The sequence below is a fragment of the Acinetobacter sp. GW821-FHT01E09 genome (assembly GCF_059422385.1).
This window is the reverse complement of the sequence record NZ_JBWKWU010000001.1, coordinates 4565053-4581081: the sequence shown is the minus strand read 5'-3', so window position 1 is coordinate 4581081 and position 16029 is coordinate 4565053. Positions and strand designations below refer to the sequence as shown.

Annotated in this window: 13 protein-coding genes; 8 read left to right on the top strand and 5 right to left on the bottom strand. The window is 38.6% G+C overall.

Features of this window, described 5'->3' with window-relative positions:
• Positions 1-7 precede the first annotated feature (7 nt).
• The 7 genes from tssF (at position 8) to AC07U8_RS20920 (ending at position 10175) form a co-directional block, all read left to right on the top strand.
• A complete protein-coding gene (gene tssF, locus AC07U8_RS20950) occupies positions 8-1816 on the top strand; it encodes a type VI secretion system baseplate subunit TssF (RefSeq protein WP_004823592.1) in 1809 nt (602 codons plus the stop codon).
• A complete protein-coding gene (gene tssG / locus AC07U8_RS20945; protein WP_419306632.1) occupies positions 1780-2772 on the top strand; it encodes a type VI secretion system baseplate subunit TssG in 993 nt (330 codons plus the stop codon). Before tssF ends, tssG begins: the two co-directional genes overlap by 37 nt.
• Positions 2773-4164: a hypothetical protein gene (locus AC07U8_RS20940; protein ID WP_004723553.1), complete on the top strand. Its 1392-nt coding sequence runs from the start codon at positions 2773-2775 to the stop codon at positions 4162-4164.
• Between the two features lie 34 nt (positions 4165-4198).
• Entirely contained in the window at positions 4199-8107 is a 3909-nt protein-coding gene (gene tssM / locus AC07U8_RS20935) for a type VI secretion system membrane subunit TssM (RefSeq protein WP_494738552.1), read from the top strand.
• A 34-nt stretch (positions 8108-8141) separates the two neighbouring features.
• Positions 8142-9101 carry a type VI secretion system-associated protein TagF gene (tagF, locus tag AC07U8_RS20930; protein WP_004823596.1) on the top strand — a complete coding sequence of 320 codons (960 nt, stop codon included), beginning with the start codon at positions 8142-8144 and terminating at the stop codon, positions 9099-9101.
• Between the two features lie 118 nt (positions 9102-9219).
• Complete coding sequence (locus AC07U8_RS20925; protein ID WP_494738617.1) at positions 9220-9870, top strand: OmpA family protein; 651 nt, start codon at positions 9220-9222, stop codon at positions 9868-9870.
• Positions 9871-9908: 38 nt separating this feature from the next.
• Positions 9909-10175, top strand: coding sequence for a PAAR domain-containing protein (locus tag AC07U8_RS20920; protein WP_004723549.1), 267 nt, complete (start codon positions 9909-9911; stop codon positions 10173-10175).
• 226 nt (positions 10176-10401) lie between these two features.
• Here the strand turns inward: AC07U8_RS20920 and AC07U8_RS20915 are convergent, their stop codons facing one another.
• Complete coding sequence (locus tag AC07U8_RS20915; protein ID WP_004723548.1) at positions 10402-10944, bottom strand: NADPH-dependent FMN reductase; 543 nt, start codon at positions 10942-10944, stop codon at positions 10402-10404.
• A 158-nt stretch (positions 10945-11102) separates the two neighbouring features.
• Between AC07U8_RS20915 and AC07U8_RS20910 the strand changes: the two genes are divergently transcribed.
• Positions 11103-11669: a 5'-methylthioadenosine/S-adenosylhomocysteine nucleosidase family protein gene (locus AC07U8_RS20910; protein WP_494738551.1), complete on the top strand. Its 567-nt coding sequence runs from the start codon at positions 11103-11105 to the stop codon at positions 11667-11669.
• 103 nt (positions 11670-11772) lie between these two features.
• On the opposite strand, the gene AC07U8_RS20905 is transcribed toward AC07U8_RS20910, so the two are convergent.
• The 4 genes from AC07U8_RS20905 to ssuD form a co-directional block, all read right to left on the bottom strand.
• On the bottom strand, positions 11773-12387 hold the full coding sequence (locus AC07U8_RS20905) for a TetR/AcrR family transcriptional regulator (protein ID WP_016539535.1): 615 nt from the start codon (positions 12385-12387) through the stop codon (positions 11773-11775).
• An 835-nt stretch (positions 12388-13222) separates the two neighbouring features.
• Entirely contained in the window at positions 13223-14020 is a 798-nt protein-coding gene (locus AC07U8_RS20900; protein ID WP_105714168.1) for an ATP-binding cassette domain-containing protein, read from the bottom strand.
• A 9-nt stretch (positions 14021-14029) separates the two neighbouring features.
• Positions 14030-14851 (bottom strand): aliphatic sulfonate ABC transporter permease SsuC, encoded by an 822-nt coding sequence (gene ssuC / locus AC07U8_RS20895; RefSeq protein ID WP_494738550.1) that lies wholly within the window; start codon positions 14849-14851, stop codon positions 14030-14032.
• Complete coding sequence (gene ssuD, locus AC07U8_RS20890; protein ID WP_004723543.1) at positions 14848-16017, bottom strand: FMNH2-dependent alkanesulfonate monooxygenase; 1170 nt, start codon at positions 16015-16017, stop codon at positions 14848-14850. The genes ssuC and ssuD overlap by 4 nt, the downstream gene beginning before the upstream one ends.
• Between the last annotated feature and the right edge of the window lie 12 nt (positions 16018-16029).

Sequence of the window (16029 nt, the reverse complement as noted above, 5' to 3'; positions counted from 1 at the left end):
GTATGTCGTGATAGAAGAACTTTTACCGTATTATGAAAAGCAATTACAAGAATTTGGACAGCAGTCGCGTGCCTTTGCAGATAAATACCCAAAAATTGCACAACGATTATCTTTAAATCAAGAACAAATTGATGATCCACATATTGAACGCCTGATACAGGCATTTTCTTTAATTGCCGCACGTATTGATAAAAAGTTAGCTGATAGTTACGACATCTTTACACGTTCTTTATTTGAGGTGATGTTTCCTCAATATTTACGCCATTTTCCGGCGTGTTCAGTTGTGAGTTTTGAAGACTTAAACAAGCAAAAACAATTGACAGATGTTCATATTATTCCCAAAGGGACCACTTTAAAATCGAGAAGTTTCAAAGGTGTCCAATGTGAGTTTAATACCAGTGCTGAAGTTAAATTACTGCCGATCCAACTGGAAAGCCTGAGTTTCCAAACCAATCCTAGCGCACATATTCATTTAAACCAAAATGCGACATTAAATTTAAAATTTGAGTTATTAAACCCTGCTAAAAATTGGTTGAAAAATGAAAAGCTCCCCATTTATTTGGATGCGATTTCAAACTTTCCTTTGCAAGTTCTAGATCATATCTTTCATAAAGAGACCAGTTTTAGTCTTCGTATCAATCATAAAGTTGTGGCGATAAAAAATCCGTTTGAAGTGATGGGTTTTGATGAAAATGAAAGTTTATTGCCGGTTGATCAACATACCCATCATGCTTACCGATTATTAATCGAATATTTCTGCTTTCCTGAAAAGTTTAGTTATTTAAATTTGAATTTAGATTTTTTAAAATTATTAAAAGAAGAAAATCTAAGTTTTGAAGTGCAGATCCATTTAAAACTGAATTTAAATGACCAAGCCATTATTCGCAATTATTCAGAATTGAATGTGGCAAATTTTAAGTTATTTACCAGCCCAGTCGTCAATTTGTTTGAGAAACAAGCTGAGCCACAAAAAATCAATCATAAAAACTTAGAATATCCTTTGATGACGGATGCACATCATCCTGAGTTCTATCAAGTGTATTCAATCGTTGAAATGAATTTGATCCGTGAAAAAAGCAACCAAGATCAAGTGGTTTATCCGATTTTACCTTTCTTTGCCATGAGTCATTATCACGGTGATGATATTCAGTTTTTTTATGCATTAAATCCAACCGTTTTACAAAATCAATATGTAGAAACGGGCTATTCGATTATTTCTAAACAATTAGAACCGCACAGTATTAAGTCTGATTTTGTCAGTTGTAAATTGTTATGTTCCAATCGTGAATTACCGCACGAAGCTTTGGGTCAGTCAAATAATGTCTTGAATTTGAATGACAGTACCGTTGCTCGTCGTGCATTGGTGTTAAAAAGACCTACTGCACCGTTCCAATTTGAAAAAAATAAGAATGAACAATGGCGTATTATTTCGCATCTTTCATTAAATACTTTAGCGTTAATGAAAGGTGATGCTGTCAGCCATATTAAAGAATTATTAGAGCTTTATAACCTACCAAAATCTAAAGAAAATCATTTAATTATTGATGCAATTAAAAAAATTGAGTTTGAAATCACCAATAAACTGGTTGAAGCCAAACCCTTTCCAATGTTTGTACGTGGGGTGAAGGTTTTAATGGATGTAGATGTCCAAGTCTTTAGAGGGCATAGCTTATATATTTTCAGCGAATTGATCAGTCATATCTTTAACTTAAAAGTACAGATGAACAGTTTTGTTGACGTTTTTGTTCGAGATTTAAATACAAAACAGGAGTTATACCAATGCGTACAGAACGTTGGTGGCAAGAAGCTTCTGTAATTGATGAGCTTTTTAAAACCCCTACAGCTTTTGAATTTATCCAATCCACACGATTATTTAGACATGCGCCCAATACTGCTGTTTTAAAGAATTGGTCTGACGATTTTCTTTTTGAAAGTTCATTAAATTTGAACTTCCCAAAACATGAAATTGAATTACTCGAACAACAAGATGAAAAAATTCATCTTACCAATTTGATTGTCGGTTTAACTGGTATGCAAGGCGCAATGCCGTATACCTATACCAATAAAGTGAAACAAGCACCGCGTAAACAGCGTGTTGAAGTTCAAAAGTTTTTAGGCTTATTTAATCATAAGCTTACAGCTCAATTTGTTGAAGCCAGTTTAAGTTATAACCTGCCTGTACGTTATGAAGTTGAAAAAGAAAATAATTACTTAGAAATCCTGCATGCTTTAAATGGTTATATTCGGACACAGCATCAACAGAGTGATTTAGACGATTATTTTGCTGAATTTTCTGGGCTGATGCAGGGGCAAAACAATACCGCCCATGCACTCAAGACAATGCTGACCTGTGTGTTCAATCAACAGGTTGAAGTCAAAGAATATATTACCGAAAAGTTTAAACTCGGCGATGATCAGAAAACCACTTTGGGAGGCAAGCAGCCTTTTTTGTTAGGTGTAAATACTTTTTGTGGAGAAACGATCCGACAAATTGATGGAAAAATTGAGATTCAAATTGGACCATTGAGCCATGCACAGTATTTAGAATTTTTACCCAAGAAAAAATTGAGTAAGAAGTTAAAGAAAATTCTGCAAAGTTGGTGTAGTCCCACCTTACTTGTCGATCTACGTTTAGTCTTGGCAAAAGAGGAAGTCCAGCCTTTACAACTGAGTTCAACAACACAAATCGGTTTGGCACAAGGTGCTTTTGTGATGCCAAAAACTCAAAGTGACAATGATGAAACCTGTTATGCACTGATTGGAGTGTCATAAGTGATCAAAATAATTTTAGGAACTTTAGTCAGCACAATATTACTGGTTTCGGTAATCGTGGTGTTTTATTGGCGTGATATTAAATATGACCCAAATGGGCAAGATTTTCTGATTTTCTTTGGGGTGATTCCAGTAGCGATTACTTTGTTAATTCTAAGCCCAATGTTGATCAAAAAGATTTATCAAAGCCGCCAAGAGAAGAAAGAACAACAAAGAATTGAGGCAGAACAATATTCAGAACAACAACAAACCACTGAAGCTAAAGTTGAAGAAAAAATTGAATGGGTAGACTTGAAAGTTTATTCAGCGACAAGTTTAAGTGCCTTAGGCGAAAATGAAGCACAGCTTGATCAGCTTCAAGATGTGGCAAGTCCTGAACTTGATTCGCAATTGGTCAATGGTTATGGCTTACCGATTCTTTCATTCCGTGTTCAAGAGATTGAAGAACCGTTAGAGGATGAGGCATCTAGTCTTTCCAGTCGTCAAAAGCGTATAAGTGCATTAATTCAGCAGCAATTAGAACAGAATACTGAAACTTTATATCAAATTGCAGAGCACCTAAAAAACTCAGCACTCTTTTATGATGCGAAACTTGCACATGAATATCGTATGCATCCTGCTTGGATTGACCCTCATCGTGACTATGAGGATGAGCCGATAGAACAACAGGTTGCAGAAGCAGTACCTCGACTTAATCGTTTGAATATTCATATTATTTTGCCAGAAAATTTATTCCATAGCTGGGATGAAAGTTCAGCTTCAGAATTGGTTCATCATTATCTTACTGAACTGGGCATTCTCGATCAGCAATTTGGCACTGAATATCATTATTGGGGTGAAACAACTGCGTATAAAGACTGGATTAAGTTGCTGAAAAGAACCCAACTTCTGGATTCTGAGGCATCACTGTTTATTGCAGTAGATTCAGAAATTGATCAAGAAACCATAGATGATCGGACGTGGATGACTGAAAAATATATTCCATCTGAGTATATCAGTACCTGTTGTATGACAAATACTCAGGTCGAATTGCAAAATTTACAAGCAATAAAGTATATTCGAATTGCTTTAAATTCTGATCAGGCATCTAAAACATTAAAAGAGTTGAATTTAGACCAAGCAGAACAGTTTGATCAAGAACAGCCCTTTGTCTTGGTCTTAGACGACCCAGCAGAGATCAAGCTGTTAAAGAAACTTGAACAAAACTTTGCCGAAACAGCGATTGAAGCGCATCATTATCTTTATAGTAAAAATAGCCTAGGCCATACCCAACCCTTAGCCAAAGTTTTTGGTTTTATGTTGAGTTTGCACTTTAAAGATGAGTTGTACGGTTATGTTTATAGTGCTGAACATCAGCAAACCCAAGTGCTTGTTGGGACTGAGTTTGCATAGAACTTACAGATAAATTTAGAAAGAAATAGAGAAAATGATACAAACAATTTTAAGCTATGCATGGCAGTACATCACAAACCCGAAACTGGTGATTGCGCTTTCGATTCTGGTGGCGCTCGTTTCTTCATATAGTGTAGTGCCGCGTCAGTACTTCTTTATGATGGTTGCAGCTTACATTCTTGGATTGGTGATTTACGGCATCTACTGGTTGATCCAGCGCCGTAAACATGCAGAACAAGGTGAAGCATTGGCTGAAGCGATTCAACAAGACACCACTGCTGAATATGGAAAACAAAAAGATAAAGAAGAATTAAATCTGATCAATCAGCAGATGAAAGATTCGATCCAATTGATTCGTAAGTCTAAATTGGGTGATAAAAGTGGTAACGCAGCACTCTATGAGTTGCCTTGGTATATGGTGATTGGTAACCCTGCTGCGGGGAAAAGCTCGGCAATTTACCATTCTGGATTAAAATTTCCCTTTGAAGAGACCCACCAAAAAGTGGTGTCTTCAGGACTCAGTGGTACCCGAAACTGCGATTGGTTTTTCTCAACAGAAGGGGTATTGCTGGATACAGCTGGTCGATACTCTGTGTATTCTGAAGACCATTCAGAATGGTTAGGCTTTTTAAATATTCTGAAAAAGAACCGCTCTAAAGCGCCAATCAATGGCTTAATTGTGATTGTTAGTGTGGCTGAGTTGGTCAGTCAAAGCCCTGAAAAATCGATCAAATTGGCGAAAAGTTTAAGAGCGCGTATTCAAGACTTAACTGAACGTTTAGAAATTTTTGCACCTGTTTATTTGGTCTTTTCTAAAATGGATTTGATTGCAGGATTCACCGAATTTTTTGAATGTTATGAATCTGCTGAGTTTGATCAAGTGTGGGGCGCGACCTTACCTTATGACTCTGAATCATCACAGAATGCTGTAGAACATTTCGAGAAGCACTACAATATTTTATATGATGGATTAAAAGGGGTCAGTACTACCCATTTAAGTCGTCGTCATGCGCAAAATATTTCGCCAAGTGTGATGACTTTCCCTCTTGAATTTAAGACTTTAAAACCTGTATTAAAAACGTTTATTGGTACTTTATTTGAAGAAAATCCGTATCAGTTTAAACCTGTCTTCCGTGGTTTTTACTTTACCAGCGCTTTACAAGAGGGCGTGATAGAAAGCCCGATGACGGAACAGATTGTTGATGATTTTCAGCTGATTAAAATCCCCAATAGCGAACATGGTATTCCACAAAATTCAATTTCTCAGAATCATGGCTATTTCTTAAAAGGGCTATTCTCAGAAGTCATTCTCAAAGATAAAAACTTAGTTAAACAACATATTAACCCGACCACAAAGCGTAAACGTTATTTGGCGTTTATTGCATCATTATTGGGTGTTTCCATCATTTTAGGTCTATGGGTATGGTCTTATCGTAATAACCAACAATTGATCGCAGATGTTCAGGCCGATTTAAATAAAGTTGTGCAAATGGAGCAAACTTCGGGTCAAGAGCTTTCAACCCAAATCGATGCTTTGCTGATTTTGCAACAACGTTTAGAGCAATTAGATGATTTTGATCAGCATCGCCCGTTGAAGTTTTCGTTTGGTCTATATCAAGGCAATGACTTAAAAGAAAAATTAAAAGCTGAATATTTAAAAGGGGTGAAACAGATTGTTTTAGCGCCGAGTCAGCAAAACATTGCACAATATTTACAACGGGTAAAAGGCAATGAGCAGACGCTTAAACAAAATCATGTCAATGTAGAAATTAAACAAGCATCTTCGACACAGATTGCATCAGAACCTTCTGATACCAATCCTCAAGATGCCTACAATGCGTTAAAAGCCTATTTGATGATGAGCAATCCACAATATATGGATGCGAGTCATTTGAGTGACCAAGTCACTCGTTTCTGGCGTTCATGGTTAGACACCAATCGTGGGCAAATGCCACGTGGCGAAATGATTCAAAAAGCTGAAAAAATATTGAGCTACTCAATGACTTTAGCCAATGATAAAAAGTTTCCAGTGTTAGAGTCTGATGCGCAATTGGTCGATCAAACCCGTCAAGTGTTGCTCTCTGTGGTACGTGGAATGCCAGCACGTGATCGCGTTTATAATGAAATTAAAATGCGTGCGGCTGTTCGATTCCCTGCGGTGACGGTGGCACAAATTGTTGGTGAAACCAATCGTAATGTCATGCTCGGTGGTTATGCATTGCCTGGTATATTTACCCAAAAAGCATGGGATGAATATGTCGATAAAGCGATTGAAGAAGCTGCGAATAAGCCAACAGATACCAAAGATTGGGTGTTGAATAGTACCCAGTCCGATGATTTAACTTTTAGTGGTAGCCCTGACCAAATTCGTAAACAGTTAACCCAGTTGTATAAGCAAGAATATATAGCTGAATGGAAGAAGTTTATTAATGCTACCCATTATGCGAAAGGTGCTGATTTTGTTCAGCAAGCCAAGGTCATGGATGTGTTGGGTGAGCCACAAAACTCTCCAATCCGTACCTATATTGACCGTGTTGCAAAAGAAACCAGTTGGGATAATCCAGTCGTTCAAGCTGAGCTTGCCGCACCACAAACTGGCTTTATTGCTTGGTTTAAGCGTAAAGTTTTAGGTCAAGGTAAAACGGATGATATCCAACGTGCATCTAATCAAGCACAAGGGCAGATTTCTCAACAATTCCAAGTATTCTACCAATTGGTCCGTAAACGTGATGATTTACAGAACAAATCACTGCTGGATGATTATTTACAGAATATGGCGCAAGTCAGAAGTAAGTTGAATGATCTACGCAGTGCAGGTGACTTTGGTCCAAGTGCTTTGGCCTTAGCGAAACTGACCATTAATGATCAAAGTTCAGTTTTCAACACCACTCAAAAAGTCGTCGATGAAAAATTGACGGTTGGTTTGGGTGAGTTGGATCAGCAAATGGTTCAAAAATTGTTGGTGAGTCCATTAACGCAATCTTTTGACAGTTTGTTGACCCCAGCACAGGACGAAATTAATAAACTTTGGACCTTGCAGGCTTTCCAACCGTTTAGCCAAACACTTTCGCAAAAAGTGCCATTTAACTCATCTGGAACGATTCAAGCGACCAGTAGTGAAATTAGTCAAATTTTTGGTGATAACGGCAGCATTTCTAAATTTGTAAAAGAAACCCTTGATCCATTTGTTATTCGTCGTGGTTATACATTGTCATCGAAGACTTGGAAAAACATGGGTATTGGTTTAAATCCTGAATTCGTGATGAATTTTGAGCAATATACCACCCCAATTAATGGTGCTTCTGCGGGAGCAGCAGGTGGTGCTCCAGTTGCAGCCAATCAGTCAAATTTCCAATTCTATCCGATCCCTAACAATAAATTATTGTCCTATACCATTGATATTGATGGGCAGCGTTTGGTTTATGAAAATGGCATCCAACAATGGGTCAACTTCATGTGGCCAAATCCTGGTGCAATACCGGGAGCACGGATTACGGCAATCGATTTAGATGGGCAAACCCATACTATATTTGATGAGCCGGGTGAATACGGCATCAATAAACTAATTGATAGTGCACAACGTAAGTCATTGAATGGAAGCTTTGAAATGACATGGGCAAGCAAACAAAACAGTGATTTGTTTGTGAAACTTCAATTCCGTTTAATTAGCGGTAATGCTTCAAATCCAATTGGTTCTAATCGTGGCTATGTTGGATTAAAACTGGTTGATCGAGTCACAAGTCCTAAAGCACCATTGGTTGTTGCAGCACAGGCAGCGCCTGTTACCGTAAGTGCAAACTCACCAGCGGCTTCACCATTTGGCGGTGCTACTGCACCGACAGCAGCAGCTGCACCTAAGCCTCAGACAACCGCACCAGCAAGCTCAACTGTAGCGCCTGCTGGCAATGCGGCAAATGCTGCTGGAAAAGGAGTAGCTCAATGATTAAAGGGAACGATTTGACGCGAGGGATTAAAGTATGCAAACGATAAAGTCTACACCGTTGTATTATGGAAAATGTCCCGCACGTGGTGATTTTCTGAAAACAAAAGGGCAATATTCATTGATTCAAGTGATTGATCAATGGATTACGGAAGCTTTAGAGCTTGCAATGCGAGAAGAAAATTTTAATCAAGCTTATGAATCATTAGCACCTTTAGACTTCTTTATCGCAAACCCTAAGGAAAGAATGTTTCTTGCGGCAAATATGGTGACCAGTGAAGACAGTTCTGGTCGTCAATTTCCAATGGTTTTAAGCCAGTTATTAGAAGTTGACCACCCTTTTCAAAACTTACTCTATGCGCCGTTTAAATATAAACCGGTATTGATTGATTTATTTCAAAAAAATCGAAGCATCCGAACCATTCGTGATCCTGAAGTATTGATCAATAAGCTGGGTGAAATTGATCATGAAATACAGGTCTTGCCTGAATTAAAAACGCAGGACTTTTTTGAAAATCATACCATGCATTCATTTGCACAAATGATGAAGATCACGCCGTATGAATTGGCGCAAAGTATGCTGGGTTTGGGCTTATTACTACAGCCTGTGCTTAAACACGGTACCAGTAAGTTATCTAAGGTGCTTATTTTACCGATTAATAATCATAATTATTGCTATGAAATTGCCGCATTTTGGGTCAACTTAATCGGACGCTTTTTAGAAAAAAGTAATACAGAGATCTTGATTGGTATTCTTCACCAAGAGTCTCCAATTTTATTATTTGGATTCCAAGGGGCAGATATCACGGCTTTGAGTAATATTTTCACTCAAAATATGCAAAATGATCATTGGGTATCTTTGGTCAAACCGTTATGGATTGATGCCTATTTGGAACAGAATGCAGGTCTAGCAGCACTTGAACAGTCTTTATGCGAACGTCAATTGAGTCTGGTTCAAGGCATGAAAATTTTTAGACAAACATTTATAGATGAATAATGATATGAAAAATAAACAAGTCAAAATATTGAAAAAATTTGCGCTTATTTCTAGCTTATTTTGTTCATTCAATGTGTTTGCTGCGCCGATTGTGGTTGAAGGTGCTGTGCCGAATGACATGACCAAACAAGCAATCTTGGCGAAATTAAAAGCGGTTTATGGTGATGATCAAGTTGTTGATAAAATCCAAATTCGAGCCGTATCAGCACCGAATGGCTGGAGTGATTCGGTTACACGTGTGATTACCCCAGATTTAAAGAAGATTAGCCAAGGTAAGCTCTCTGTACGAGGCACGCAAGTTGAATTGGTTGGGAAAATGGGTGTGCAAACTGATATTCAGCCAACCACCAGTTTATTCCAATCCTTAGTTCAGCCACCTTATCGATTTAATTCTCAAATTTCAGTGAATGCTGCTGAGCAATCTGTGATTGATAATGCCCTAAAAAATCGAATTATTGAGTTTGAATCTGGCAAAGCTGTACTTACCGCAACAGGTACACAAATCTTAGACGAGATGGTGGTTGCATTAAATAAAGTCCAAGGTAAAAATGTTAAAATTGTGGGACATACTGACAGCCAAGGTAATCCACAGAAGAATCAGGATTTGAGTTTGCAACGTGCTGAAGCGGTGAAGCAATACTTAACTACGAAAGGCATTGCACAGACTCGTTTAAGCACAGCTGGTCTAGGTTCAACCAAACCGGTTGCTGATAATGCAACTGAAGATGGGCGTAAAAAGAACCGTCGTATTGAGTTCGATGTTTTATAAATTTTTATTCCATAACAAAACAATAACAGGTAGGCACTATGGCACTTCCATATATCACGTTAGGGTCACCCACGACAGGTGGTGGAAAAATTATTTCTGCACAGTCTTCTTTTCTGATTGATGGTAAAGCGATTGCATGTGTAGGCGATAAGGCGACTTGTCCCAAGCATAAATGTGTCGCCAGCATTGTTGCTGGTGATAATCATATGTTGGTGATGGGAAAGCCCGCTGCGCAGCATAATTCACCTTTATCTTGCGGATGTAAATGTATTGGTGATCAGTCATTAACCGTCGGGCAAAATTAAAAAGCCCAAGTTATAAAAAAAGCCCCATCATCCTGACGGGGCTTTTTCGTATTGGTTCGCTAGGTAAACTCCTGTTCTACCTCACTTCCTGATGTACAGACCGATTATTATTGTTTTATGTCTGGGAAACTTCTTGTTCCCTATGACTATAGAATAGGGTATTTGCTTAAACTTCCCTAGCCGTCAATGCATGCAAGTGATGTAAGCTAAAGCGTACAATGTGATTTTAGACATTGGCATATTGGATGAGTTTGTTTACCACAGACTTGACTGCTTTATTATCAAACTCATTTCCCTCAAAGGTTTCACTCTTACCACGTTGTCCAATATCTCGCAGTTCAATGACAGCATTAGAGTCAATCATGCCAATAAAAGCACAGACTTGTTTAATTTGATCGATTGAACGTGAACCGTTGGTACCGCCATAACTGACAAAAGCCGAAGGTTTGCTCTGCCATTCTTTATAAACGAAGTCGATGGCATTTTTCAGTACAGGACTATAGCCGTGATTGTATTCTGGGGTAATGAAAATAAACGCATCTCCAGAAGCAACTTTTTTCGCCCATTCTTGCTGTTTAGGCTGATCATAGATTCCTGAGGCGGGTGAGTTTTTTCCGGCAAAGAAAGGTAAATCCCATTCTTTTAAATCTACAATTTCAACATTGAGGGTACTGAAGTCGAGTTTTTGGATTTCTTTAAGTAACCATTCTGCGACTTTAATGGCAACACGACCTTCTCGAATACTGCCCACGATGATTTGGATATTCATTTATTTTCATCTCTATTTTTCTATGAAAACATTATGCGCAATCAAGGTCATAGGTACAGTAGTGATTTGTATATGATTTTAAAATTTTGAGTTAACAATAAGATTGATCAGGATTTGAATTTCCATTCTAATAAGGAAAATTTTAATTTTGAATCGATATGAAAGACGACATTGCACTGATTATGGCTTTACCCAATGAATCTAAAGGCCTATTTGAACAAGTAGGTATCACCGTCCACTATAGCGGGATTGGCAAGATTAATGCAGCCTATACGGCATTCGATGTTATTCAAAAAACCGGTTGTAAAACCATACTGAATTTAGGTAGTGCAGGAAGTTCTTTCTTTGATGCCCATGAGTTGATTGAGGTAAAAACCTTTGTGCAACGTGATATGGATGTTTCCCCACTCGGTTTTGATGTGGGCGTTACGCCAATGGATGAGCATTTTCCAGGCGAAATTCATTTAGAATCGTATTTTCCACATTTAGCGCAGGGTGTTTGTGGTACAGGGGATAGTTTTGAAACAGGACAACCCAAAGTGAGCTGTAACTTGGTCGATATGGAAGGCTATGCACTGGCTAAAGTCTGTAAAAAATTAGATGTGCGTTTCGTTTCGATTAAATACATTACAGATGGTGCAAATGACACCGCACATTTAGATTGGGAAGATAATTTATTATTGGGTGCGCAAAAGTTGTTAAAACTATATCAGTCTATTTATTAAAGACTTAGTTTATTTGCGTATTATATAAAGTTTAAAATTGAGTCTTGGCGACCATAGAACTCTATGGCCGTTTGCCAAAATAACCAATAAGTATATTGGATGATTAATTGCGCGGTAGCACACCATATAAAGTCATATGGATTGTATGTTCAATTGCGCGTTGACACATACTTTTATTACGCAAAGTTTTACCAGTCACCATTTCGATTTGAGTACTAAAGTCTGCATAATTTTGAGTCAATGCCCAAATATTAATAATCAGCAATTCAGCATCGATTTGATCTGATATTTTACCTTGCGCCTGCCAGTTTAAAATCACTTTGGCTTTGCGTTTAAAGAGCTTTTTAAGCGGGCCTTTGAGGATCGGTAAAATATGTGGTGCGCCTTGAATCACTTCTAATGCAAAAAGTTTTGAAGCTTTAGGCTGAGTTCTAGAGATTTCAATTTTGGTCATGATGTAATGTGACAAAGCTTCTGTCGGTTCCAATTCTGACTCAAGCGACTGCAACGGTGCTAACCATTTCTGCATAACTGTCGTTAGCACTTCAACATATAAGGCTTCTTTATTTTCATAGTAGTAGAAAATATTGGATTTATGCATATCTGCTAATTGAGCGATTTCATCTAGACTTGCGCCGTTGAAACCATAGACAGAAAATACGTCAAGTGCAGCATTGAGCAGCTGCTGGCGTTTTTGAGCACTCTTTTTTTGTTCCATCGCATCTTTAATCGAAAAACTGATTATTAAATTGTACGGTAAAATGTTTGATTTGTGCACAGAAAGCAGCATTATTTTGGTATATTTCTGATAAATAATGATGAAGTTTTATTATTAAGTCGATCGTAGATCCCTATTATCTAATTTTGCACTAAACTGGAGCAAATCTTATTTTAAAATTCTGTCAGTTATGACTTAATATTTAAATTTTGTGACATTTTTTAGTATAAGGTTAATTTTTGAGTTAATTTAAAAATTAGATAATCTTAAATAGCATGATTTAATTTTCATTTAAGAAAACTGACTTGCTTTAAAATACCCAACTCATTTTTAATCAATAGAAACAGTTGAAAACTTAAACATATTTGTGACAGCGAACATTTTCTATCCGATCAAAACGACTAAATATTCGATTTAATTATTCAAGATCAGCAACATGGTTCCGCAAGGTTGGGGTTTGTTGGCATTTCATAAATGGTTTGCGTTGTAGGTTAAAATTGAGCAGGCAAGGCATGAAACGAAGAGAATAGCGAGACTATTTTCGAGTTTCATAACGAAGACTGAGATAATTTTAGCCACAACCCTGAGCAAGAACAAAGCACTGCTTTGTTTGCAGCGCAAGGCGCAGCGGGGGACTTGTGTTTTTTTTGCCGCTACGTTGTTACGAACTACTCATTTAGAATGACTAAATTTCGTATTTCGCGCCTAGTATCGCCTAAAAAATACACGTAGTCGCAAACATAGACGAATTGTCAGCAAACCCTAATATGTAAAGACAAAAATATTCTGCCCGACAATACCTTGCGTTACCAACAAAAGCGTATTTTGTTGCTGTTCATGTCGCAAGCACAGCACTGAGTACCTGTTGTTCAAGTTCGGCAAATGCTACACCTTTTTGACGTGGACGTGGTAAATCGACTTGAAACTGTTGCGCAATATGTCCTTTATCCAAAAGAATAATACGATCTGCGAGTTGAACTGCTTCACTAACATCATGGGTAACCAGAATGGTGGTAAAGCCTTGTTCTAACCATAACTTTTCAATTAAATTCTGCATTTCTAGTCGCGTCAATGCATCTAAAGCACCTAAAGGTTCATCCAGTAATAAGACTCGTGGTGTATGTGACAAAGCACGAGCAAGCGCCGTTCGTTGGCGTTGTCCACCAGAAAGCTGTGATGGCCAAAGTCCAGATTTCTCCTTTAATCCAACCTTTTCTAATAATTGCTCAGCTTTAGAAAATTGGTTTTTGGCTAGACCCAATTGCACATTTTTTAGAATACTTTTCCATGGCAATAAGCGTGGATCTTGGAACATCACCCGAATATCATCTGCAATGATCCCTTCACGGAAATTTAATAAAGATTTAAATTTGATTTCACCATAACTGGGTTGTTCTAAATCGGCAATTAAACGCAGTAGGGTACTTTTACCACAACCGCTGCGTCCCACAATTGCAACGAATTCACCAGCTTCAATGTTTAAATCTAAGTCCTCAAGAACTTTAACTTCGCCATAATATTTATGCAGTTGTTCGATCGAAATTTCTGCACCAATTTTTGCTTGTTGTTCTTCAACAATCTCAGTTGGTGCCACCAAGTCATTGGCATATTGGCTAATACTTAAATCGGTCATATCAGACTCCTATTTTTGATAACCTGCGTGCCAACGCAATAGGTATTTTTCTAAAAATTGTGCAAATACATCGGCAAGTTTGCCTAAAAGGGCATACAGCAAGATACCCACTAGCACGATATCTGTTTGTAAAAATTCACGCGCATTCATGGTCATATAACCAATTCCAGATTGTGCGGAAATTGTTTCTGCCACAATCAGCAGTACCCAAACCAACCCCAGTGAAAAGCGTAAACCCACTAAAATTGAAGGCATTGCGCCCGGTAAAATAATGTCTTTATACAATTGCCATCTGCTTAACCCATAGCTTTTTCCCATTTCAATCAATTGAGGATCAACTGAACGAATCCCATGATAGCTATTGATATAGATCGGGAAAAACACACCGACAGCCACTAAAAAGAGTTTTGCAGACTCATCAATTCCAAACCATAAAATAACCAATGGAATCAGCGCCAATGCTGGAATATTTCGGATCATTTGCAAGGTGGTATCCAATAAGTTGGATGCAACTTTTGATGAACCATTGAGTAGTCCCAAAAATAAGCCAAGTCCACCACCAACTAAGAGGCCAAGTAGCGCACGACCAGCACTGACTTTGACGTGCTGCCAAAGCTCACCGCTGACTAAAAGTGTCCAAAATGCAGAGACTACCGCTGTCGGCGCAGGTAAAACACGGCTTTCAAGTAATCCTGTTTTAGACGCAATTTGCCAAATGACAATAAGTAAAATCGGCACAATCCAAGGCAGCAAACGCTGCCCAATTTGTTTCGTTCCACGTGAAACGGCAGTGCTTTTGGCTGGAGCAGCATTGTTAATTAAGGCATTCATGCAGGCTCCTGTAATGGTTTTTTATTTTCTTCAGGGGTGTAGTTATTGGCGACGATTTCGCCAAATGGTCCAGTCAAATTAGGTTGCGTGAGTTTCTTGCGTGTTTCCAACGGCAGTAATGGGAATACCAGTTCAGCAAAGCGAATGGATTCTTCTAAATGTGGGTAGCCTGAGAAAATAAAGGTATTGATGCCTAAATCTGCATATTCTTGAATACGATCTGCAACAGTCTGTGGATCACCGACCAAAGCCGTACCTGCACCACCACGAACGAGTCCAACTCCTGCCCAAAGATTTGGTGATACTTCAAGCTTACTACGATCACCATTATGTAGCTCAGCCATACGGCGCTGACCGACGGAATCCATTTGTTTAAATTTTTTCTGTGCAGCGGCGATCGTCGCATCATCTACATATTGGATCAGTTCATTGGCAGCTTGCCATGCTTGTTCATTGGTCTCACGAACAATGACATGTAAACGAATACCATAATTAAGTTGACGACCTTTGGCATCGGCTTTCGCTTTCACTACTGCAATTTTTTCTTTGACTGCAGCAGGTGGTTCGCCCCAAGTCAAATAGGTATCAACTTGCTCAGCAGCCAATTCAATCGCATCTTCAGAAGAGCCCCCAAACCAGAGTGGCGGGTAAGGCGCTTGAATCGGTGGATAAAGCAGCTTGGCATCATCTACACTTAAACGTTCGCCATGGAAGGTAAATGATTCACCTGTATGTGAACGTTTTAAAATTTCACGCCAAATCGTGGTGTATTCAGCTGCTGTTTTATAACGTGAAGCGTGGTCTTCGTATACGCCATCACCTTTCAATTCTTGCTCATCACCACCTGTAACGAGGTTGAGCAAAACCCGTCCATTGGATAGACGATCAAAAGTTGCAGCCATACGTGCCGCGAGTGCAGGTGTTGTTACACCTGGACGTAACGCAACCAAGAATTTTAAATTTTTAGTCGCATCAATCAGGCTCGCAGCAGTAATCCATGGATCTTCACACGAACGTCCCGTGGGAATGAGTACACCTTCATAGCCCAAATTATCCACAGCTACAGCAATTTGTTTCATATAAGCATGGTCCACTTGGCGAGCGCCTTTGCTTGTACCTAAATAACGACTGTCACCGTGAGTAGGAATAAACCAGAAGATTTTCATTTCATTCATCCT